The organism is Caballeronia sp. LZ003, from assembly GCF_031451465.1.
Classification (GTDB): domain Bacteria; phylum Pseudomonadota; class Gammaproteobacteria; order Burkholderiales; family Burkholderiaceae; genus Caballeronia.
In genome coordinates, this window is the sequence record NZ_JARUXJ010000004.1 from 1,539,818 (window position 1) to 1,556,624 (window position 16,807).

The 16,807-nt window shown below is 57.9% G+C and carries 33 protein-coding genes; 22 read left to right on the forward strand and 11 right to left on the reverse strand.

The genetic code is table 11. The annotated features are described in order from the left end of the window. Positions 1-8: 8 nt before the first annotated feature. The 9 genes from QCE79_RS30865 to QCE79_RS30905 all read right to left on the reverse strand — a co-directional run bounded on the left by QCE79_RS30865 (position 9) and on the right by QCE79_RS30905 (position 4,192). On the reverse strand, positions 9-572 hold the full coding sequence (locus QCE79_RS30865; protein WP_309850433.1) for a hypothetical protein: 564 nt from the start codon (positions 570-572) through the stop codon (positions 9-11). Positions 573-636: 64 nt separating this feature from the next. Continuing rightward, a complete protein-coding gene (locus QCE79_RS30870; RefSeq protein WP_309850435.1) occupies positions 637-1,122 on the reverse strand; it encodes a hypothetical protein in 486 nt (161 codons plus the stop codon). A 45-nt stretch (positions 1,123-1,167) separates the two neighbouring features. Further along, positions 1,168-1,377 (reverse strand): hypothetical protein, encoded by a 210-nt coding sequence (locus tag QCE79_RS30875; RefSeq protein WP_309850437.1) that lies wholly within the window; start codon positions 1,375-1,377, stop codon positions 1,168-1,170. A 53-nt stretch (positions 1,378-1,430) separates the two neighbouring features. Then, the gene (locus tag QCE79_RS30880) at positions 1,431-1,574 is read right to left on the reverse strand and encodes a hypothetical protein (protein ID WP_309850440.1); all 144 of its coding nucleotides are present in this window, start codon (positions 1,572-1,574) and stop codon (positions 1,431-1,433) included. Positions 1,575-1,601: 27 nt separating this feature from the next. Then, complete coding sequence (locus tag QCE79_RS30885; protein ID WP_284509394.1) at positions 1,602-1,724, reverse strand: hypothetical protein; 123 nt, start codon at positions 1,722-1,724, stop codon at positions 1,602-1,604. Further along, positions 1,721-1,882 carry a hypothetical protein gene (locus QCE79_RS30890; protein ID WP_309850445.1) on the reverse strand — a complete coding sequence of 54 codons (162 nt, stop codon included), beginning with the start codon at positions 1,880-1,882 and terminating at the stop codon, positions 1,721-1,723. Before QCE79_RS30890 ends, QCE79_RS30885 begins: the two co-directional genes overlap by 4 nt. A gap of 430 nt (positions 1,883-2,312) precedes the next feature. After that, positions 2,313-2,723: a hypothetical protein gene (locus QCE79_RS30895; protein ID WP_309850448.1), complete on the reverse strand. Its 411-nt coding sequence runs from the start codon at positions 2,721-2,723 to the stop codon at positions 2,313-2,315. Positions 2,724-3,101: 378 nt separating this feature from the next. Beyond that, the gene (locus QCE79_RS30900; RefSeq protein WP_309850450.1) at positions 3,102-3,419 is read right to left on the reverse strand and encodes a hypothetical protein; all 318 of its coding nucleotides are present in this window, start codon (positions 3,417-3,419) and stop codon (positions 3,102-3,104) included. A 77-nt stretch (positions 3,420-3,496) separates the two neighbouring features. Beyond that, on the reverse strand, positions 3,497-4,192 hold the full coding sequence (locus QCE79_RS30905; RefSeq protein WP_309850453.1) for a helix-turn-helix domain-containing protein: 696 nt from the start codon (positions 4,190-4,192) through the stop codon (positions 3,497-3,499). 107 nt (positions 4,193-4,299) lie between these two features. On the opposite strand from QCE79_RS30905, the gene QCE79_RS30910 reads away from it, so the two are divergent. Further along, entirely contained in the window at positions 4,300-4,539 is a 240-nt protein-coding gene (locus QCE79_RS30910) for a YdaS family helix-turn-helix protein (RefSeq protein WP_309850455.1), read from the forward strand. A gap of 20 nt (positions 4,540-4,559) precedes the next feature. On the opposite strand, the gene QCE79_RS30915 is transcribed toward QCE79_RS30910, so the two are convergent. Further along, positions 4,560-4,991: a hypothetical protein gene (locus tag QCE79_RS30915; protein ID WP_309850458.1), complete on the reverse strand. Its 432-nt coding sequence runs from the start codon at positions 4,989-4,991 to the stop codon at positions 4,560-4,562. A gap of 188 nt (positions 4,992-5,179) precedes the next feature. Next, entirely contained in the window at positions 5,180-5,419 is a 240-nt protein-coding gene (locus QCE79_RS30920) for a hypothetical protein (RefSeq protein ID WP_309850461.1), read from the reverse strand. A 94-nt stretch (positions 5,420-5,513) separates the two neighbouring features. Here QCE79_RS30920 and QCE79_RS30925 point away from each other — a divergent pair, with 94 nt between their 5' ends. The 21 genes from QCE79_RS30925 to QCE79_RS31020 form a co-directional block, all read left to right on the forward strand. Then, positions 5,514-6,011, forward strand: coding sequence for a YmfL family putative regulatory protein (locus tag QCE79_RS30925; protein ID WP_309850464.1), 498 nt, complete (start codon positions 5,514-5,516; stop codon positions 6,009-6,011). Next, entirely contained in the window at positions 6,011-6,211 is a 201-nt protein-coding gene (locus QCE79_RS30930; protein ID WP_309850467.1) for a hypothetical protein, read from the forward strand. The genes QCE79_RS30925 and QCE79_RS30930 overlap by 1 nt, the downstream gene beginning before the upstream one ends. After that, on the forward strand, positions 6,208-6,384 hold the full coding sequence (locus QCE79_RS30935) for a hypothetical protein (protein ID WP_309850472.1): 177 nt from the start codon (positions 6,208-6,210) through the stop codon (positions 6,382-6,384). The genes QCE79_RS30930 and QCE79_RS30935 overlap by 4 nt, the downstream gene beginning before the upstream one ends. Further along, positions 6,381-7,025: a hypothetical protein gene (locus tag QCE79_RS30940; RefSeq protein WP_309850474.1), complete on the forward strand. Its 645-nt coding sequence runs from the start codon at positions 6,381-6,383 to the stop codon at positions 7,023-7,025. Before QCE79_RS30935 ends, QCE79_RS30940 begins: the two co-directional genes overlap by 4 nt. After that, the gene (locus QCE79_RS30945; RefSeq protein WP_309850477.1) at positions 7,022-7,894 is read left to right on the forward strand and encodes a hypothetical protein; all 873 of its coding nucleotides are present in this window, start codon (positions 7,022-7,024) and stop codon (positions 7,892-7,894) included. The genes QCE79_RS30940 and QCE79_RS30945 overlap by 4 nt, the downstream gene beginning before the upstream one ends. Before the next feature lie 24 nt (positions 7,895-7,918). Beyond that, on the forward strand, positions 7,919-8,701 hold the full coding sequence (locus QCE79_RS30950; protein WP_309850480.1) for a helix-turn-helix domain-containing protein: 783 nt from the start codon (positions 7,919-7,921) through the stop codon (positions 8,699-8,701). Next, positions 8,694-9,209, forward strand: a complete 516-nt coding sequence (locus QCE79_RS30955; protein ID WP_309850483.1) for a hypothetical protein — start codon at positions 8,694-8,696, stop codon at positions 9,207-9,209. The genes QCE79_RS30950 and QCE79_RS30955 overlap by 8 nt, the downstream gene beginning before the upstream one ends. Beyond that, positions 9,206-9,802 (forward strand): DUF1064 domain-containing protein, encoded by a 597-nt coding sequence (locus QCE79_RS30960; protein ID WP_309850485.1) that lies wholly within the window; start codon positions 9,206-9,208, stop codon positions 9,800-9,802. The genes QCE79_RS30955 and QCE79_RS30960 overlap by 4 nt, the downstream gene beginning before the upstream one ends. Further along, positions 9,802-10,398 carry a hypothetical protein gene (locus tag QCE79_RS30965; protein WP_309850488.1) on the forward strand — a complete coding sequence of 199 codons (597 nt, stop codon included), beginning with the start codon at positions 9,802-9,804 and terminating at the stop codon, positions 10,396-10,398. The genes QCE79_RS30960 and QCE79_RS30965 overlap by 1 nt, the downstream gene beginning before the upstream one ends. Then, positions 10,395-10,766 carry a DUF4406 domain-containing protein gene (locus QCE79_RS30970; protein ID WP_309850491.1) on the forward strand — a complete coding sequence of 124 codons (372 nt, stop codon included), beginning with the start codon at positions 10,395-10,397 and terminating at the stop codon, positions 10,764-10,766. The genes QCE79_RS30965 and QCE79_RS30970 overlap by 4 nt, the downstream gene beginning before the upstream one ends. Then, the gene (locus tag QCE79_RS30975; RefSeq protein ID WP_309850494.1) at positions 10,763-11,185 is read left to right on the forward strand and encodes a nuclease domain-containing protein; all 423 of its coding nucleotides are present in this window, start codon (positions 10,763-10,765) and stop codon (positions 11,183-11,185) included. Before QCE79_RS30970 ends, QCE79_RS30975 begins: the two co-directional genes overlap by 4 nt. Then, complete coding sequence (locus QCE79_RS30980) at positions 11,182-11,547, forward strand: hypothetical protein (RefSeq protein WP_309850496.1); 366 nt, start codon at positions 11,182-11,184, stop codon at positions 11,545-11,547. The genes QCE79_RS30975 and QCE79_RS30980 overlap by 4 nt, the downstream gene beginning before the upstream one ends. Next, positions 11,544-11,954, forward strand: a complete 411-nt coding sequence (locus tag QCE79_RS39415) for an HNH endonuclease (RefSeq protein ID WP_404989435.1) — start codon at positions 11,544-11,546, stop codon at positions 11,952-11,954. The genes QCE79_RS30980 and QCE79_RS39415 overlap by 4 nt, the downstream gene beginning before the upstream one ends. Beyond that, a complete protein-coding gene (locus tag QCE79_RS30985; RefSeq protein ID WP_309850499.1) occupies positions 11,951-12,271 on the forward strand; it encodes a hypothetical protein in 321 nt (106 codons plus the stop codon). Before QCE79_RS39415 ends, QCE79_RS30985 begins: the two co-directional genes overlap by 4 nt. Continuing rightward, positions 12,268-12,627: a phage protein NinX family protein gene (locus QCE79_RS30990; RefSeq protein WP_309850502.1), complete on the forward strand. Its 360-nt coding sequence runs from the start codon at positions 12,268-12,270 to the stop codon at positions 12,625-12,627. The genes QCE79_RS30985 and QCE79_RS30990 overlap by 4 nt, the downstream gene beginning before the upstream one ends. Positions 12,628-13,305: 678 nt before the next feature. After that, the gene (locus QCE79_RS30995; protein ID WP_309850505.1) at positions 13,306-13,890 is read left to right on the forward strand and encodes a hypothetical protein; all 585 of its coding nucleotides are present in this window, start codon (positions 13,306-13,308) and stop codon (positions 13,888-13,890) included. Between the two features lie 438 nt (positions 13,891-14,328). Continuing rightward, positions 14,329-14,655: an HNH endonuclease gene (locus tag QCE79_RS31000; protein ID WP_309850508.1), complete on the forward strand. Its 327-nt coding sequence runs from the start codon at positions 14,329-14,331 to the stop codon at positions 14,653-14,655. A gap of 149 nt (positions 14,656-14,804) precedes the next feature. Next, a complete protein-coding gene (locus tag QCE79_RS31005; RefSeq protein ID WP_309850510.1) occupies positions 14,805-15,341 on the forward strand; it encodes a terminase small subunit in 537 nt (178 codons plus the stop codon). 82 nt (positions 15,342-15,423) lie between these two features. Beyond that, positions 15,424-15,927 (forward strand): HNH endonuclease, encoded by a 504-nt coding sequence (locus QCE79_RS31010; protein WP_309850513.1) that lies wholly within the window; start codon positions 15,424-15,426, stop codon positions 15,925-15,927. After that, positions 15,920-16,351 (forward strand): hypothetical protein, encoded by a 432-nt coding sequence (locus tag QCE79_RS31015; protein ID WP_309850516.1) that lies wholly within the window; start codon positions 15,920-15,922, stop codon positions 16,349-16,351. Before QCE79_RS31010 ends, QCE79_RS31015 begins: the two co-directional genes overlap by 8 nt. Before the next feature lie 43 nt (positions 16,352-16,394). Then, positions 16,395-16,807 (forward strand): Arm DNA-binding domain-containing protein (locus QCE79_RS31020; RefSeq protein ID WP_309850519.1); only part of this gene is annotated, 413 nt, incomplete at its 3' end.

Consider the following 16,807-nt stretch of genomic DNA (forward strand, 5'->3'; position numbering starts at 1 on the left):
TCTCCTGTTCAGTTACCTGATGCAGTGCGCGTCGACTCAGGCTGCGCTACCGCATAGACTTGCTGGCCATCGGCGTTCGTCGTTGTCGTTTCCGTCTCGCCCTTCAGCAGCTTGTGCTTCACGAAGATCGAGCGGACTTTCGGGTCGATGGAAGCGAGGATGTCCAGCGCTGCCGATCGGAGTTCTTTTGCGTTTTCGGGATCAGATACCGCGGCTTGCTGCACGCGTTCGAAGGTGCGGAGCATCACGCACGCCTCGTCGATCTTTGGCGCGCCAACGCTTACCGCGAAACCCGGTCCGCCAGCGGCAAGGCCAGCCGTTCCGCCGCAATAGTCACCAGAGAACGAGCCTGCGAAGCCAGGGAGGACCGCATTGCCGGTCGTGCGCGCCGTATAGCTGCCGCTGTACTCGACCTTGTTCGGGCTGTTGAAGGTGATCTGTTGAGCGTTGCCTTGATTCGTCGCGCCGGCCACGGAAGACGTGGTTGACGTGTTCTCTGCGTTGCCCGACACTTGAGCCATCGCGGGTGCAACCGCGAAGAGCGCTATGAGGGCGATGAATTTCGTTTTCATTTGTGGCTCCGGGAAGCGGGCCGGGTTCCATCCGGCCCGCATCTTGTTGTCCGATGTTCCGCGCTTAGTGGATGAAGCTGATTCCTGCGATACCGCCAATTGCACCGACTGCACCGATAGCGCCGGTCGCGAACTGCCCACTGCCTTGTGCTGCGGTCGTCGTATTGCCGTATGCCGCGCCGCCATTCGCGATGCTGTTGCCGACGTTCGTCGGGGCATTGCCGACCGCCGAACCCGTTACACCTGAGTTCGAAAACTGCGTCGTGTTGGTGACCACCGTCGCGCCGACGCTATTCACGCCACCGCCAATCGTTGCCGTGCCGCCCGTGTTGTTGAACGCGTTCTGATACGAAGCGCCCGTGCCGCCGACCTGCGCGGCCGTCACTGCGTTGCCGTTGCTGATGCTGGCAGCCGAGCCCGACACGCTGCCGCCGAATGCCGATGCGCCGGCGCCGACGACGATGCCACCCTCGACGCCGGTGGCGTGCGCGACATTGAACAACGATGCGAATGCTGCTGCGACGACTGCCAATGCGATTTGCTTCTTCATTTCTGGTGCTCCTCGTGTAATGCACGTGGCGGACGTGCGGCCGTTTTAATCGAGAGGCAACACTTCGTCAGCGTTTCTCTTTGCGGATGCGAGGTTGTCGTCGGCGATCTCGATGGCGTCAGTGATCTGGCCGTCTTTGCCGCCCATAAACTCGTCATGAGCAGCCGTCATCGCTTCTTCTTCTCCCTCGGTGTCTTCAACTTCGACGAGAACGACTTGCCAAGTCTCGACCTTCATTTCGAACCACTTGCTCATGTCGATCTCCTAGATACGGCCGGATTACGCGCCGGCACGCGGGGGGTTGGAATTCAGTTCGAGATGGGCCGCTGGATCTGCACCGAGTCAAGCCACTTCTGCTGCTTTTCGAAAGCAGCGGCGCCGCGATTGAAGAGAAGGGCAATAATTGCGGCAAGCGACCAAACGGTGAGGACTACTATCGGCAAAGTGGACATGAGGGTGAGCCTTTTCGGGATGCGTTATCAGATGCAGCGCGTATGCGCGCAGCGTTCCATTTCAGCTTTGCGGTGAGACGTCTCGGAATCTATGACCAGGAACACGGCCGCGACGATGAGGACGACACCCCAGATCTTCAGCAGGCTCATTTCCAGAGCGCGCCGGCCGGAACTGCGACACAGAGGAACCAAACCATCCCAATCGAGATTGCGACGGCCGAGCCCATGCCGATCGTCTTGTAGATCTGATCAACGCGGCTCAGTCGAGCAATGTCGAGCAGAGCGTTGTCGTTGATTGCGCGTTCCATCGTCTATCCCCGGTTAGAGGTCAAGAGCCAAAGACCACCCGCCGTCGCGAGGATGCCAACGACGAGACCGGCGCTTACTAATGCTGCGAGCTTTCCCATGTTCGTCTCCCGAGATCGGTGGGTGAGTGCATGAGATGGATAATACACAAGACGTTCTTGTGATGCAAGACAATCTTGCATTTGCCGGCGGATTTATTCGACGTCGGCGTTTTGCCCGATGTGCGTGCTGTTGTGAGCCTGAGACGGAGTTGCCAGCGCAGGAGAGCACACGCAAAAAAAATCCCGCACCGGGGAGAGTGGTGCGGGATGGCCTCAAGTCGTGTGGACGACTGAAGTTGAGCTATGGCCGATTCAAGTGTAGGAGACGTTTCGATGAAGGCAAGACTGAGGCTGCAGAAAACGCCGCGAAGAGGGTTTAAGAAAGGCGCTGCTACTTCGAAGGCGGTACTTGCGCAGGAATAGCAGCCGGCGCAGGAACGTTGATTATGATCGGTGGCTGCGAGGGACCTGGGCCGGATTCCTTTGACTGCTTTGTCGCATTCCAAATCGTGAACAAGAGGCCGAGCACACCAAGTACAAACGCTGTGAACATCCCGATTGTCGCCGTATGGGTCCAGCGGGCGTTTTCCGTGATCGCTTTGTGAATGTCTACGCGAATGTCAGCGACATCAGCACGTATCTCGGCCATCCCCACGTCGAGGTCAGCCTTGGTAGCCAGTGTCGGCATTACGGTTTCGATCGCGATCAGTCGTTGGGAGATGTCCATTTCCGTATTTGGAGGTTCGCCGTCGTTCCCTCCGATTCTATTCCCGTCCTTGAATGCCAGATAGGGGTTAGCCATTCGAATTCTCCAGAACCCATCGGACGATCACATCCCGGTCGTACTCGCGAACATAGCCGCAGTTGTTACAGTGCACGGGAATCACCTGAATCACTGGTGGCGAGATCAGCATCTGCCTACGACGCGTTCCGATTAGGGAGGGTGGAATGCCGCTCGTGTTGTAGACCGTCCAACCTTTATCTTCTTGACCGCAGCTGTGACACTTTAGGGTTATCCCTTTGACGCCGGCAAATCTTGCGAAAATTCCAGCGTCAATTACTGGTTGATCAAGGGCGCCGTCGTCGCCTTCGTCCATACGGTGCATATCAACCCCTCATAGTTAGGCGACTAGAGACACCGCCGCACCACATCAACGTACTTCTGCTCGCCGAAGACGGGTCAAGCGGCACAGTCCTCGATGGCCTCGCGCATTTCCGCTTCTGGCAGGCGCGGGAAAGGAATGTCGGATCGGCGCGCCTCGGTGGTTGCTCCGCCGCCCGTCTTCCTCACGGACACCTTCCATGGGTAACGGTCTGCGCCCATCTGCGGGATTGCAAAAAGCAGGTCGGCGCGGTTTTCTCCGCGAATTACCCTAAGGTCGCTTCCAAAGGACAGAAAGCGATTTTCTAAACAACCGCTCACAGCATCTACCTGTCGCGGCGATGTTTTTGTGATGATCGGCGGCCGTTCGGCGATCCGCTGTGCCGTGTCAGCCATACAAGACGCCAACAAACACGTTGACGCTAGTGCTGCGATCGTCCCCACCGCAAACCTTGTAAACATTGCTCGCCTCATCACATCCGCTGTTTGATTTTTCGGGCTGGCACGTAGTGCGCGATGTAATACATCCAAGTGATCTCCTCGGGCTTAAAAAGCATGGTGCCTGGCTCATTGTATGACCCTAACTGAATCCCTCCACGCTTCGAAATCAAGCGCTTGATCATCGTTTCGCCAGTGCCTAGGCGAACCAGCACGTCGTCCTCGACTTCGATTGGCGTCCCTGGCTCGACAAAAACAAAATCACCAGGATTGAACTTCGGAACCATTGATGTTCCGAGGATGGGTGAAAGAAAGGCATGCGGATCCGTTGTGGCGATCTCCGCGTATTCGTCTGTAGCTCCCACTGGGTAGTCCCCGTCCGTCCAAATTCTCTCAGGTAATCCGCCCTGCGCCCGGCCAACTACATATACGCGGCGGAAGTTCTTAACGTCTACAGAATACTGTAGAGGAACCGGGACGTTTGTGGTCTCGTTTGTTCCAGGCGATGAAGTATCCGCGCCTGCGTCTGAGATCGATGGTCCGAACAAAAGGTATTCCGCGCTCGTATTCAGCGCTTTCGCTACTTCCTCCATACGCTCACGCCTGGGACCTGACTTGCCGTTTTCCCACTGCTGCACTGTCTGGTACGAGACGCCAAGGGCGGCCCCGAGCTCTTTCTGTGAGAGCTTCGCCTCGGTGCGTAGATGTTTGATTTTTTCGTGGATGTTCATGGCGGGATGTTAGCCGCAAGTTTTTCTAGTGTCGATGCAAGATATGCTTGCAACACAAGAGATTCTTGTATAGTATGTTGTGCATGAACTCTCCCATCGAGCCCACCTTGAACCCAGCACTTGAAAAAGCAATCGAGCACTTTGGTTCGATGTCGGCGATGGCGCGCGCGCTGCACCTTTCCGGTTACCAAGTCATTCAAGAGTGGCGCCGACAGGCGCGGGTGCCGGCAGAGCACTGCCCAACGGTCGAGCGCCTTACCGGCGTGCGTTGCGAGCATCTCAATGCTCGCGTCGACTGGGGCTTTCTTCGCAGCACAGACAAAGCACAAACAGCAGAGGCTGCGTGATGGTTATGAAAAGGGCGGCTTCATGGCTTCGTCGTCGATTGCTTGTCCGGGTGATGATCGCTCGCGGCGTTCGAATCAGTGCTGGAGACACGGTTATCGTCTCGACCGACGTAGCGCTGGCAAAGGAGCAGGTCGCCGCGCTGCGGGCGGCATTCCAATCTCACTGCCCCGGCGTGAAATTCATTGTTCTCTCCGGACTTGGGCGCGTCACCGTGCTGACCAGTAATAGCATTGGTGAGCAGTGTGGTGATGACGGCGCAGAAAGCGGAGAAGGTTCCAGTGACGAACCAGTGATTCGACCGCCAGATTGATCGCCAGAGTTTTTTGATTCGCCCAAGTACCGAGTAGTGCATTACCCAGTCTCCGGCGTCTGACGTTATTTCTAGTCGGTCTTTCCAGAGCACAAAAGCGATTCGCTCGCGCAGTTTCATAGTTTGGAGTCTCAGGTTCAAAGCTGTCTTCGTGGCGTGGCAGCCCGATTCTGCCAGAGGCTTGAGACCCAACCAGTAAAAGGAGAGAGCGGTGCAAGTAACTAGCGCAGCGCAGGTGAAGCGAATAGAGGAAGCGCTGTGCCAAGCAGCGGTGAGCGGCGCGAGTCCAGTTCGACTCACTGAGATTCGCGAGAGCCTGCTGCGCGAATTCACGGCGCTAAAAGCGGCGACAGCGAAGCCAGAAGCAGCAGCGAGGTAACTGATGAGTGTTCTCGACTTCCGCCGAAAGCCACGCTGGATAAGGTTTCTGAAGGACTGCTTAGAGCTTGCAGGTCTTCATCGAAGAGAAAGAATTCGGATGCGAGGCGAATCCCCGCGCCTCGATCCGAAAAAGACGTACTACGACCCGAAGCAATTCCGCAGACGTCGTTGAAAGGGCTGCTTTCCATTTTTTAGTTCTACCCGTGGCGTGTTGTTTTTGTTGTTGGAAAGAGTATCCGGCAACTGGCAATCCGGGTGAACCACTAACTGAGGTATGAAATCGTGGGCTTCAAACAGATTTTCCTGCAGATGATCAACGCCGCTGGCGGCCGCAGCGACATGGCCGACGCCTTGGGCATCACGCTTTCTGCCTTGGACAATCGCGTCCACGAGAAGGGCTCGCCTCCGCAGCGCGTTCATCTGGACATGGCAATTCAGATGCAGCTGGTGAGCGATACGACGCTTTTCGCAGAGGAAGTGGCTCGCCAGTCGGGCGGCATGTTCATCCCATTGCCGCAGGCCGAAGATCAACTCGACAACGAGCAGATCCAAGACAAATTCCTGCGCATCGTCGAGCGCGTCGGTGAGCTGGCGACCTGCCATCGAAAGGCGACCGAAGACGGCCGGGTCGATCAGAACGAGCGCGCGGACCTCGACGGTATCGCGCATGAGATTCACCGCAGTGTTCAGGAAATGCTGGCGCTCACTTACATGATCTACAGCGCGCCGGAGCCGACCAAGGCATCGGTCCCGAGTATCGCCGATCGGAAGGCGTCGTGATGAGCGCCGATCTGCAAAAGAAGATCACGGCGGCCGTGCGCGAGGTCGTCGTCGATGAGCGCGCCAAACAATCAGAAATCTCTGTGCCGGCGATTCTGGAATTTGGCGAGTTCGTGCTGCGCGGCAAGGTGACCTTCGGCGGCCTCAGCGAAGAGGTGATCAAGGATCTGGCGCGAATGCAAACGGAGAAGGGCGAATGAATCCTGATTTTATTCCCATGGCTTTTCCGGAATCGGTCGCTGCGTACGACCTGCTTGACCGCGAGGTTGACGAGGCAGTTTTCGAAGAGCAACCGGTGCCTATATGCATAGGTTGCGGTGCGAAGCAAAACGCCGACGGCTCTCTGCCGTGCGGTCACGATCACGACCTGTGAGCGAATCCATGCAACTCGTCCGATACGAACAAGCCCGTAACGCCCTGGCCGAATGCCAGCGCATCGATGAAGTGAAAGACATCCGCGACAAGGCGGAAGCGATGGCCGCCTACGCGCGTCAAGCGAAGGATCAAGACCTGATCCAGATGGCGACCGAGATCAAGGTCCGCGCCGAGCGCAAGGCTGGCGAGATGCTTCGGCAGTCTGCGGAAAACGGAGAACGTGCCGCCAAAGGTAAGCCGGCTGAAATGTCGAACGCTTCGACATTAAACGACATCGGCATCACCCGCGACCAGTCGTCCCGTTGGCAATCGCTGGCGTCAATGTCTGACACTCACTTCGAAACGGCCGTCGAGACGGCAAAGCAGTCCGCCGGCGAGGTGACCACCGCATTCATGCTGCGCGAAGCAAAGAAGCACAAACCGGCTGGCCGTCCACAAACCGGTCCGAAGGCAGACGCAATTCGCGCCGAACTCAAAAAGCTTCAGACCGAATCACAGATCTGCATGTATGCGCGTCTCGCGATGAAAGCGATCGAAGCGCGAACCGACTTCTTACCAGAAGAACGACAGGCCATGAATGACCTGCGAACCGCGATCGACCGGACGTCGATTTCAACCTTGAAGGTAGCGAATCAATGAAGACTCAACTGCTTGCTGTAAGTCCTGCACAAGCTCGCTTGTGGCTAGAAAAGAACACCGACAATCGCCGCTTGCGTCCGATGGTTGTCGAGAATCTTCGTGGCGCCTGGGAGCGTGGAGAGTGGCTCACGACGCATCAGGGGATTGCCTTCTCGACGACCGGCCGCTTGCTCGACGGGCAACACCGTCTGACGTTCATCAGCCAGTTGCCGGACGATGAGGTCGTGATGATGAATGTCACCACCGGCATGGACGAAGCCACGTTCATGGTCATCGATAAAGGCGCAGTGCGAACGACTTCAGACACCCTAGGTGAGACGACGAAGCTCGTCGCCGTTGCGCGTCTTCTCGCAAAAATCAGGAACGGAAGCCAAAACGCGGGTCTGACAGACGCTGTCGTCGCGCCTTATGTCGACTTGGTCAAGCCTCTCCATCTCGACCTGATGGCGTTTTGCCCAACGAACGTGCGCATGTGGAGTTCTGCATCCGTTCAAGCGGCTGCTATCTACCGCATGTTGATCGGCGAAGACGTCGAATTCGTGAAGCAGTCTTATCGAACCCTGGTCCATTCGGACTTTGAGTCGATGAATAAGATTTCGCGTGCAATCTATTTGCAGCATGGGAATGGCGTGATTGCCAGTGCGCGGACTCTCGATCTTTTCGTTCGTTGCCTGAAGGTGTTCGACCTCAAGAAAGTGAACGTCACCAAGATACAAATCAATGACATGTCGGCGACGTTGACCGACGTTCGAGCCACGCTGTCGGAGCTAGTTCAGGCGAAAAAAAGCCCGGCGTCGGCCGGGCTGAAGGTAGCTGAATCTGGGCTCGATTATACGCCGGTGTCGGCGCAAATGAGCACGGTTGGCTGACTGAAACTAGGTATTGGGGCGAGCATGAGTATTCAAGCAATGGCATGGGCCATCGAACAGCAGGACGTGACGGATGCGCATGCTCGCCACGTTTTGCTTTGTCTTGCGAACTACGCGGACAACAGCGGCAAGGCTGCATTTCCTTCGGCGGCGACGCTTTCGGATGACACAGGGCTGTCGGAAAGCACTATTCGACGCAAGCTGGATCTGCTCGAAGAGATGGGATTGATCGTCAAAGGCAACCAAAAAATTGTTGCCGCCTACATCTCGCGTGGTGATCGCCGACCCGTCGTCTACGACATGGTCATGAGCAAAAAACGGGGTGTCAGCGTGACAGGTCGTGAAGATGAACGGGGTGTCACCGACGAAGCAACGGGGTGTCAGCCACGATCGAACGGGGTGTCAGCGGAGTGCGAACGGGGTGTCACGGTGACACCCAATCCGTCCTTAACCGTCCTTGAACCGTCAATTAACCAAGTACAGGATGCTGCGCATCCCGCGCGCACCCGCAAACGTGCTCCGGCGAAGACGACTATCTCGCCTCAATTCGCGATCTCTGAGCGCGTCATGCAGTGGGCAGCCGAAAAAGGCCATCGCAACCTGCAAGCGCATTTCGATTCGTTCGTCGGCAAATGTCGAGCCAAGGGCTACACGTACGCCGATTGGGACGAAGCGTTCATGGAAGCCATTCGCGCCGATTGGGCTGGGCTGAACAAACGCGGCGCCACGAGCAAAAACGATCGCACTGCCGCCGCTGCCGCGATCTTCCCGACAAGCAACGTCCCGATGGAGTACATCGATGTCTGACGCAATCGACGAAGTGCAGATTCGCCGCCTCTTCATGCTCCTGCATGGCATGTATGGAAACGCGGTGCTCGACAAATACCGGATCGGGCAGGTCGAAAACGGCGAAGACGTTGGCATGTCGTCGGCGCGGCAAGTGTGGCTGAATGGCCTTCGCGAATTCCCGCAGCCGATCGTTCTGAAGGCGCTCGCGAAGTGCTCCGAAAAGCACAAGACCTTCCCGCCGACGCTTCCGGAATTCCGCGACATCTGCAAATCGCTCATGCCGCGTCAATGGATCTCGAAGAGCGATGTGCCGCGCCTCGAGATGAGCGAAGCGCTGCGCACCGAGCAGATCGAGCGCGCGCGCCGTGCGATCGCACAGACTCGACTCGAACGCGAAGGCGGCCTCACGACCGAAGACGGCATCCGTGGTCTGCACGTTCTCATCGCGAAGGCTGTCGGTCACGCCGGAGGCGACGAGGCCGCGACGCTCCTGCAGCTCGATGCTAAACGCATGGGTGCCGCATGACGAAGCGCTCCGCACCCTGGCCGATGTACGTGCCTGAAGGAACGAAAAACGTCGGCACCGCGCGCGTGCGCGACGACAGCGTTCTACCTCAGATGACGCACGCCCAGCGCGAGATCTACAAGCGCACCGGCAATCCGCCGCAGTCAAGTGCGCTGGACGACCCGCTTGACCCGTTTGGCAAAACGATCGCGAGTTGCGGCGCGCGGTTCGAGCCGTCGCGCGAACTGATGCTTCACATGCAGTCGAAGAAGCCGCCGAAGTACCGCAACTCAAAGTGCGAGCACAACGGCATCAAGTTCGACAGCGAGAAAGAGCGTTCGCGCTGGTTCCACCTGATTCAGTTGCAAGCCGCCGGCCGCATCCGCGATCTGCGCTTGCAGGTCCCGTATGTCCTCACCGCTCGAGCGCAGCGCGACGACGGTTCATGGGAGCGGGCATCGAAGTATGTCGCCGACTTCGTCTATTTCGATGTCGATGCCGACAAGGAAGTCGTCGAAGACGTGAAGTCTGTCGCGACGCGTAAGAACCGCACCTACATCCAAAAGCGTAAGCAGATGCTCGCGGTGCACAACATCTCGGTGAAGGAAATCTGATGAAACGGAAACTGCATTGGACGACGGCGGAAGACGACCTCGTCAAAGAGATCTGGGGCTGCGACAAACTCGTGAAGGAATGCCTGCATCTTTTGCCAAATCGAACGGAGCGGGCCATCCTCGTACGCGCGCAGGATCTTGGGCTCGGTCGTCGAAAAAACAAGGCGGCGATGGCTCGCTCAGCAACCTATAAGGCGCTGAAGGCACGCATGGTGGCGGGCTACAAATTTGCATCGCCAGACGTTGCGCGCCTTTTCGGATGTAGCGTCAACCATGCCGGTCATCTCCTGCGGTATGCACATCACGAGGGTCTGTCACATATCGAATCGTGGAGGCGCTCATTCCCGGGCGGCCCGTATATGCCTGTTTTCATGTGGGGTCGTGGTGAAGACGCGATCAAGCCCGATGCAAAGGCGCGCTACGAATACAACCGCACCAGGTATGTGAACAAGCGCATCAAGGAAGGCAAGTGCATCGGCAATGTCTTTGCCGTCGCAATGGCTCAGGTCACAGGACAAAACTTGCCGACGCAGAAAGCGAAGCGGCCGGCGCGCGGGCGTTATCAGTCTCACGTGTATTCGCAGGAGGCGGCGTGAAGCTCTATATCGCAGGCCCGATGTCGGGCTATCCGGAACTGAACTTCCCTGCGTTCCACGCCGAAGCGGCGCGTCTTCGTGCCTTGGGCTTCCGCGTAATCAGCCCGGCAGAAATCGATGTTGGCCCAAACCCTGATTGGCTGTCGTGCATGCGTGCGGACATCAAGCAGCTCGTCGACTGCGACGGCATCGCGCTGCTGCCGGGCTGGGAAAACTCGCCTGGCGCCACGCTCGAGCACGCGATTGCTCGTGGGCTTCGCATGACGGTGTATCCCGCACGGTGTCTTGTCGGTCTGTCTGGCGATATACCGGTTCTCGACGTGTCAGTGCTCGGCGTTATCAGCGCGCCGGTCGCGGTGCAGCTATGAGGCGCACGGCCATCGTGCGCAAGACGCCGATGAAGCGCCCCGCATGGCCGCTTGCCGATCGGTCGACCTCGCTGCGCCGCTCGGCAATGAAGTCGCGCGTGAAGAAGCCGACCGCCGCTGAGGGCTCGAAATATCTGGCGGCGTGCCGCGGCGAGCCGTGCTATCTGCGCGTAGCGGGCGTCTGCATCGGCGCGCAGACCGTTGTGCCGGCGCACAGCAACCAGGCGCGTCACGGCAAAGGTCTGGGCATCAAGGCAAAGCACGAGTTCACCGTGCCGGGCTGCATGGCCTGTCACGCGTGGATCGATCAAGGCAGCGCGCCGCGCGACCTCAAGTTCGCAACGTGGGATCGCGCATATGAACGGTGGGAGCCAGTGCGCGCCGCAAAGATGGGTTTGACGGAGGAAGCAGCAGCATGAACACGATGGAGCCCAAGAAGTTGACGGTGCGGATACCCGTCGTTGGTCTTGTGACTGAGCAGGGCATGCGCGGCCGCTACACCTACATGACGCAGAAGACGCCGAAAGACACGATGGTGCACGGCCTGCGCCGCGTCCGGCATCTCGACCGTAGCGGCGCGGAATACATGTGCATGGCCCTGGCATTTATTCCTGAAGGCTATCGCGGCTCGATCCCGAAAAAAGCATGGGTCGATCGGGAATACGCCTGGGTCGATTGCCTGTACGCAGAGAACTGGAAGTCGCTAGCCGAATTTCGAGACTGCACCGATTACATCTGGATGTCGCCGGACGCGCCGACATCGAAAGGAGCGACAGCATGAGCTGCAAACCATGGAGTAAGTCGCTTAGACCAGATGGGTACGGCGAAGTAAGAATCGACGGGAAGACTGTGCGCGCGCATAGGCTCGCGTATGCAAATGCACACGGTCTTGGGTTGGAGGACATTAAGGGCGCAGTCGTGCGACACACCTGCGATAACCCCTCGTGTGTGAATCCTCACCATCTGGTCTTGGGCTCGCATTTCGATAACGCGCAAGACCGCGTCGAGCGCGATCGAGGCGCGAAGGGTGAGAGGCAAGGTAGTGCGAAGTTGCGGACGGTTGATATTCCGCAAATTCGCCAATTGCTGATGAAAGGCGTCCCCCAGCGGACAATCGCCAAGAGTTTTGGCGTTGCTCAATCACAAATCGGAGCAATCAAATCGGGAAAAACTTGGAGGCATGTATGAACCTTCGTTGCAAACCTGGTGATCTTGCTTATGTCGTTAGTTCAGAGTTCCAACAAAACATCGGCGCGGTGGTTGAGGTCGTCGAGGCTGCGGGGATGATCGAAGGCATGTGGGCGTGGCATTTTGAATCGTCGCGGCCGCTGGTCGGGTTGATTCCGGGGTGTCCAAGGATTATCAGTGCCAAGGATGGAACCATCGCCGACGAATGTTTGCGTCCGATCAGTGGTGTGCCGATAGAAGAAGAAACGCCCGTCTCCGTCAACCTGCCTGAAGCGTTCAAGCTGGTGCTTGGCATCGAAATGAGGGATTGGGCATGAACGTCGATCAATTGACCGGCGCGCAGCTCGACTATTGGGTCGCGAGAGCCGAAGGCATGCAGGCCGAAGTTAAGCACGCATGCGGGGCTGACTGGTGTCAGATCGACGTGCAGCACGTCGGCTATCTCCAGTACCAGCCGTCTGAGAACTGGCATATAACCGCGCCAATCGCCGAACGTCAGCGCTACCTGACATACCCGCGTCTGCGCGAAGACGGAAAGCTCGAATGGCTTGCGGAGGCGCATCTCAATCCCGACTTTCACGGCATGTGCACCGACGAATCGCCGAAGGTTGCGATCTGCAGATTGAGGGTTGCCGAAAAATTTGGATATGAGGTGCCCGATGCCTGCATTTGATGATCTGACTGGCCGCCGTTTCGCGCGCTTGGTCGCGCTTAGACGCGTTGGCACGGCAAAAAACGGAAAGGCCAACTGGCTTTGGGCGTGCGATTGTGGGAACGAACTTGTGGCAGACGGCACACGCGTGAAACGTGGCAATACAAGCTCATGCGGATGTCTCCAGCGACAATTGGTTGCTATGGCGAAGACCATTCATGGGTGCAGCGAATCTGGGACATGGAAGTCCTGGGTTGATATGCGAGCCAGGTGCTACTCGAAATCCAACAAGGCATTTCGTGATTATGGCGGACGAGGCATAACGGTTTGCGACGAATGGAAAGAGTCGTTCTCCGCATTCCTGCGCGATATGGGCGAGAGGCCCGACGGGTTGACGCTTGAGCGAATCGACGTCAATGGTCGATACGACAAGACGAATTGCAAATGGGCAGATCGGGTCGAGCAAGCGAGAAACAAGAGAGATAACCGCGTCATTACGTTTGGCGGCGAAAGACGGACGCTTGCTGAATGGTCGGAAATCACGGGTATCCCACACTACGTGATCTCCGCTCGGATCGACTCGTTTTGGTCCCTCGAGCAAGCGCTGACTCAGCGGCCTCGCCTTGGCTTTAGACGAACCACCGCTCAGCGCGCGTCAGACGAATCGGCGTTCTATGCGACTCGGTACGAGGTGGCCGAGTGATACCGCGCGCGCCGCGCGCATTCCGCGATCCGCTTCGGCAACTGATAGACAAGGAGGGCAGCACCTGCAAGGGCTGCCCGCACCAACGAACTTTCGAATTCATCGGCTCCATGCAAACCATCTGCGCCATTGGCAAGAATCACGGACACCGCTGCGAACAATACGGAAAGAGGACCAACATGACGACGAGCGCCATTGCTGCGGACGAGATCGACGCTGTGCTGACGGAATGGTACGAGTGGAGTCAGGCCTATGAGCCAGCGCTCGGATATGGCCGGGCGGATTCTACGTGCCGCGACTTCAAAATCAGTCGACAGTGGATGGATCACTCCGAGCTCAGCGATCTGGTAGACAATCAGCTGCGCGCAGCAACCGGCAAAGCTGTCGATCCGATCATCCAGAAGCTGTCGCTTGCGCATCGCATCGCTGTGATGACCGCCGTGCGCAACTTCGTCGCGGGCGCGGTTGTGTTCCAGAATCCGCGTAGTCCGGCGACGCAGGACCGCGACTATATGGAAGCGAAAGCTCTGATGCGGCCGGCATTAATCGGGAAGGGGCTTATTTGCACGAAGGGGTTGTAAACCCGTCCGTCGTATCGTACTATTTCGCGCGTGGGGCGTTCGCTCGCCCAAAGAAAAGCCCGCTCGGTTCGCGCCGCGCGGGCTTTTTGCGTTATCGCCCACAGGCGGGACAAGTCTGTTCGGCTGCATGGAACGTGGAGTTCGTCCCGGAGTATTGTTGGCGGTGATCGCCGTCGATATAGGTTTCTTGGCTCCACTCCTTTGAATAGGGCTGATCGTTTTCGCGCAGTTTCAGCGTTCCGCGGTGGCCGCATTCGCACACCAGATGCGTGTAAGTAGTCATCGTCATAGTCAACTCCGGTTTTCAAGTTGACCATTATTACTGACACGTAGCCTCGTTCGAGGCTAGTTCATGAACCTCAGTGTTGCAACTTGCTAATGTCGAAACTGCAAACTCTCAAGCCGCGCCTGCAGCAGGCTAGCCCGCGAGTAGCAACGATGCAGCCGGGCTCATGGCGCACGGACAAGACGAGCAGCGCGCAGCGCGGCTACGGCTTCAAGTGGCAGAAGGCGCGTGCGGCGTTCCTTGCCGTTCACCCCTTTTGCGCGTTCTGCCTGCGTGATGCAGGTATCGCGGCGACGAGCATCGAGGCGATCATCCTTGCGTGTGCTGAGCGCCGCATCGCGTTGCCGTACGCATCAGTCGTCGACCACATGGACCCGCATCGCGGCGACATGAAGGTCTTCTGGGACAGTGCGCGGTGGCAGTCGCTGTGCGCGCGGCACCACAGCGGCGAGAAGCAGAGTCAGGAGGCGCGGGGCTGATGCTGCGCGCGAAACGCACCAATGCGGTGCTGGATTGTAGATCGTACCGATTGTAAGGGTGGGGGTGGGTAAGAAGTTCAGCAGGTAAAATCTGCTAGACCGCCCGTTCCGTCGTTCAGAGAAAATTTCCCCGTTTTGGAGTTTTGTTAATGGCTTTAACAGCAAAGAAACGGCTGTTTGCCGACGCTGTTTTGGCCGGCAAGTCCAATAAGAACGCGGCTGTCGCGGCCGGTTACAGCGTTAAGACGGCATCTGCCGCAGGCTCTCGGCTTGTTAAAGACGTTGCCGTGGTCGCGTACCTGACCGAACACCGCAAAAAGCCTGCGGCGAGGGCTGCGCGCACGCCGAAAGCGGCTGCGGCGACCCAGGATGACGCCCTTGCGTTGCAAGAAGACGCAAGGGCGAAAGCCGACGAAGCTGTGGCGAGCGCAGCGCTCGCGGCTGGGTTCGACCTGACCGCGATGACTCACTTTTCAGATCCGAAGCAGTTTCTTCTGGCCGCCATGAACGACGGCCGGACGGAGCCGCGTCTTCGCGTGACGGCCGCGCAAGTTCTGATGCCTTTCATGCATCAGAAGCTCGGCGAGGGCGGGAAAAAGGATGCAAAGGCGGAAGCGGCTCAGAAGGCTGCGAGCAAATTTGCGTCGTTGGCTGCGCCGAAACTGATTGTGAACAACCGCAAGTAAGCCCCGAGTCACAAAGAACGAAGCCCGGAAGCGTTGACGCGCTTGCCGGGCTTCTGTCCATTCAGACTACCAAGGAGTCTTCATGGCTGACGCCGATATTACCGCAGACCGCCTGCGAGATGTGTTGCATTACGACGCCGACACGGGCGCCTTCACTTGGCGGCGCGCTGTAGGAGCCGCTCGTAAGGGGGCGAACGCGGGAATGCTGGAACGTGGCTATCGACGAATCAAGATCGACGGTCGTTTCTATTTTGCTCATCGGCTTGCGTGGCTATACATGACCAACCGCTGGCCTGCAGACCTTATTGATCACCGGAATGGTGATCGAAGCGACAACCGATGGTCCAATTTGCGTGAGTGCAGTACTGCGCAAAATGCTCAGAACACATCGACGAAGACGAAGGCGCGCAGCGGCCTCAAGGGCGTTTATTGGCATTCGCAGCGGGCAAAGTGGCAAGCGCAGATCGAGCACGTGGGAAAGAAGATGAGTCTCGGACTCTATTCGTCCAAGGATGACGCGCACGCCGCGTATCTCAAGGCGAAGGCTCGACTGCATACGTTCTCGCCGGTATTGCGCGATGCCTGAATGGAGTACCTCATGCCTCGACTGGGGCGAGCGAATCAAGGCAGGGCGGTCTATCATCCCGCCGCCGATTTTTCCGGAGCAAGCCGAGCAAGCGCTTTCGATCTTCAAGCAGCTGAAGATCGTTGACGCTCCCGGCTCGCCAACGTTCGGAGAGGCTGGCGCGCAGTGGGTTTTCGATCTCGTTGCTTGTGTCTTCGGTTCTTATGATGCGGAAGCGGGGCGGCGGCTGATTACGGAGTTCTTCGTGTGCATCCCCAAGAAGAAGGAAGAGCACCTTTTCAAGGGCATACAAGCCCGTCTAAGGAAGTACGGGTGGCGAATCCAACTTCCTGATTTTATTGCGTTTGTCGCGCTTTTTTTATCCGGCGGGGTCCCGGGAGATACCTTCGCAGCGTGCCCTTTTTGGGGGTGCGCGTGGGGGTAGCGGTAGTGTCGAAGTGCTTTTCATAAAGAAGATACCCCCAAAAATGCGGCTAACCAATATCACAATTCGCAACGCCAGATCGGCTGGAAAAGCCAGAAAACTGTTTGACGGACGCGGCCTATATCTGCTGCTCACACCGAGTGGCTCGAAATGCTGGCGAATGAAATATCGCTTTGCTGGCCGCGAGAAGCTCATGTCCCTAGGCATGTACCCTGACGTCTCACTGGCTGAGGCGCGCGAACGTCACGCACAGGCGCGCAAGGTGTTGTCGGGTGGTGTGGATCCGGTGCAGGAGCGACGCAAGACAGAAGTCAAACCCTACGTGACATTTAGGGAGGCGGCCGAAGCGTGGCTTGTACATTGGAAGCCTTCGCGATCGCCGTCGCGGGTCAACCAGGTCGAAAACTATCTAGCTTCGGACATCTATCCGATCATGGGCGGGCGGCCGGTCACGGA

Bases quoted from the DNA above. Each gene is read 5' to 3' on its own strand.
- QCE79_RS30865 (WP_309850433.1), bottom strand. From the start codon at position 572: ATGAAAACGAAATTCATCGCCCTCATAGCGCTCTTCGCGGTTGCACCC.
- QCE79_RS30870 (WP_309850435.1), bottom strand. From the start codon at position 1,122: ATGAAGAAGCAAATCGCATTGGCAGTCGTCGCAGCAGCATTCGCATCG.
- QCE79_RS30875 (WP_309850437.1), bottom strand. From the start codon at position 1,377: ATGAGCAAGTGGTTCGAAATGAAGGTCGAGACTTGGCAAGTCGTTCTC.
- QCE79_RS30880 (WP_309850440.1), bottom strand. From the start codon at position 1,574: ATGTCCACTTTGCCGATAGTAGTCCTCACCGTTTGGTCGCTTGCCGCA.
- QCE79_RS30885 (WP_284509394.1), bottom strand. From the start codon at position 1,724: ATGAGCCTGCTGAAGATCTGGGGTGTCGTCCTCATCGTCGCGGCCGTG.
- QCE79_RS30890 (WP_309850445.1), bottom strand. From the start codon at position 1,882: ATGGAACGCGCAATCAACGACAACGCTCTGCTCGACATTGCTCGACTG.
- QCE79_RS30895 (WP_309850448.1), bottom strand. From the start codon at position 2,723: ATGGCTAACCCCTATCTGGCATTCAAGGACGGGAATAGAATCGGAGGG.
- QCE79_RS30900 (WP_309850450.1), bottom strand. From the start codon at position 3,419: ATGGCTGACACGGCACAGCGGATCGCCGAACGGCCGCCGATCATCACA.
- QCE79_RS30905 (WP_309850453.1), bottom strand. From the start codon at position 4,192: ATGAACATCCACGAAAAAATCAAACATCTACGCACCGAGGCGAAGCTC.
- QCE79_RS30920 (WP_309850461.1), bottom strand. From the start codon at position 5,419: ATGGAAAGCAGCCCTTTCAACGACGTCTGCGGAATTGCTTCGGGTCGT.
- QCE79_RS30930 (WP_309850467.1), top strand. From the start codon at position 6,011: ATGAGCGCCGATCTGCAAAAGAAGATCACGGCGGCCGTGCGCGAGGTC.
- QCE79_RS30935 (WP_309850472.1), top strand. From the start codon at position 6,208: ATGAATCCTGATTTTATTCCCATGGCTTTTCCGGAATCGGTCGCTGCG.
- QCE79_RS30945 (WP_309850477.1), top strand. From the start codon at position 7,022: ATGAAGACTCAACTGCTTGCTGTAAGTCCTGCACAAGCTCGCTTGTGG.
- QCE79_RS30950 (WP_309850480.1), top strand. From the start codon at position 7,919: ATGAGTATTCAAGCAATGGCATGGGCCATCGAACAGCAGGACGTGACG.
- QCE79_RS30955 (WP_309850483.1), top strand. From the start codon at position 8,694: ATGTCTGACGCAATCGACGAAGTGCAGATTCGCCGCCTCTTCATGCTC.
- QCE79_RS30960 (WP_309850485.1), top strand. From the start codon at position 9,206: ATGACGAAGCGCTCCGCACCCTGGCCGATGTACGTGCCTGAAGGAACG.
- QCE79_RS30965 (WP_309850488.1), top strand. From the start codon at position 9,802: ATGAAACGGAAACTGCATTGGACGACGGCGGAAGACGACCTCGTCAAA.
- QCE79_RS30975 (WP_309850494.1), top strand. From the start codon at position 10,763: ATGAGGCGCACGGCCATCGTGCGCAAGACGCCGATGAAGCGCCCCGCA.
- QCE79_RS30980 (WP_309850496.1), top strand. From the start codon at position 11,182: ATGAACACGATGGAGCCCAAGAAGTTGACGGTGCGGATACCCGTCGTT.
- QCE79_RS39415 (WP_404989435.1), top strand. From the start codon at position 11,544: ATGAGCTGCAAACCATGGAGTAAGTCGCTTAGACCAGATGGGTACGGC.
- QCE79_RS30985 (WP_309850499.1), top strand. From the start codon at position 11,951: ATGAACCTTCGTTGCAAACCTGGTGATCTTGCTTATGTCGTTAGTTCA.
- QCE79_RS30990 (WP_309850502.1), top strand. From the start codon at position 12,268: ATGAACGTCGATCAATTGACCGGCGCGCAGCTCGACTATTGGGTCGCG.
- QCE79_RS31000 (WP_309850508.1), top strand. From the start codon at position 14,329: ATGCAGCCGGGCTCATGGCGCACGGACAAGACGAGCAGCGCGCAGCGC.
- QCE79_RS31005 (WP_309850510.1), top strand. From the start codon at position 14,805: ATGGCTTTAACAGCAAAGAAACGGCTGTTTGCCGACGCTGTTTTGGCC.
- QCE79_RS31010 (WP_309850513.1), top strand. From the start codon at position 15,424: ATGGCTGACGCCGATATTACCGCAGACCGCCTGCGAGATGTGTTGCAT.
- QCE79_RS31015 (WP_309850516.1), top strand. From the start codon at position 15,920: ATGCCTGAATGGAGTACCTCATGCCTCGACTGGGGCGAGCGAATCAAG.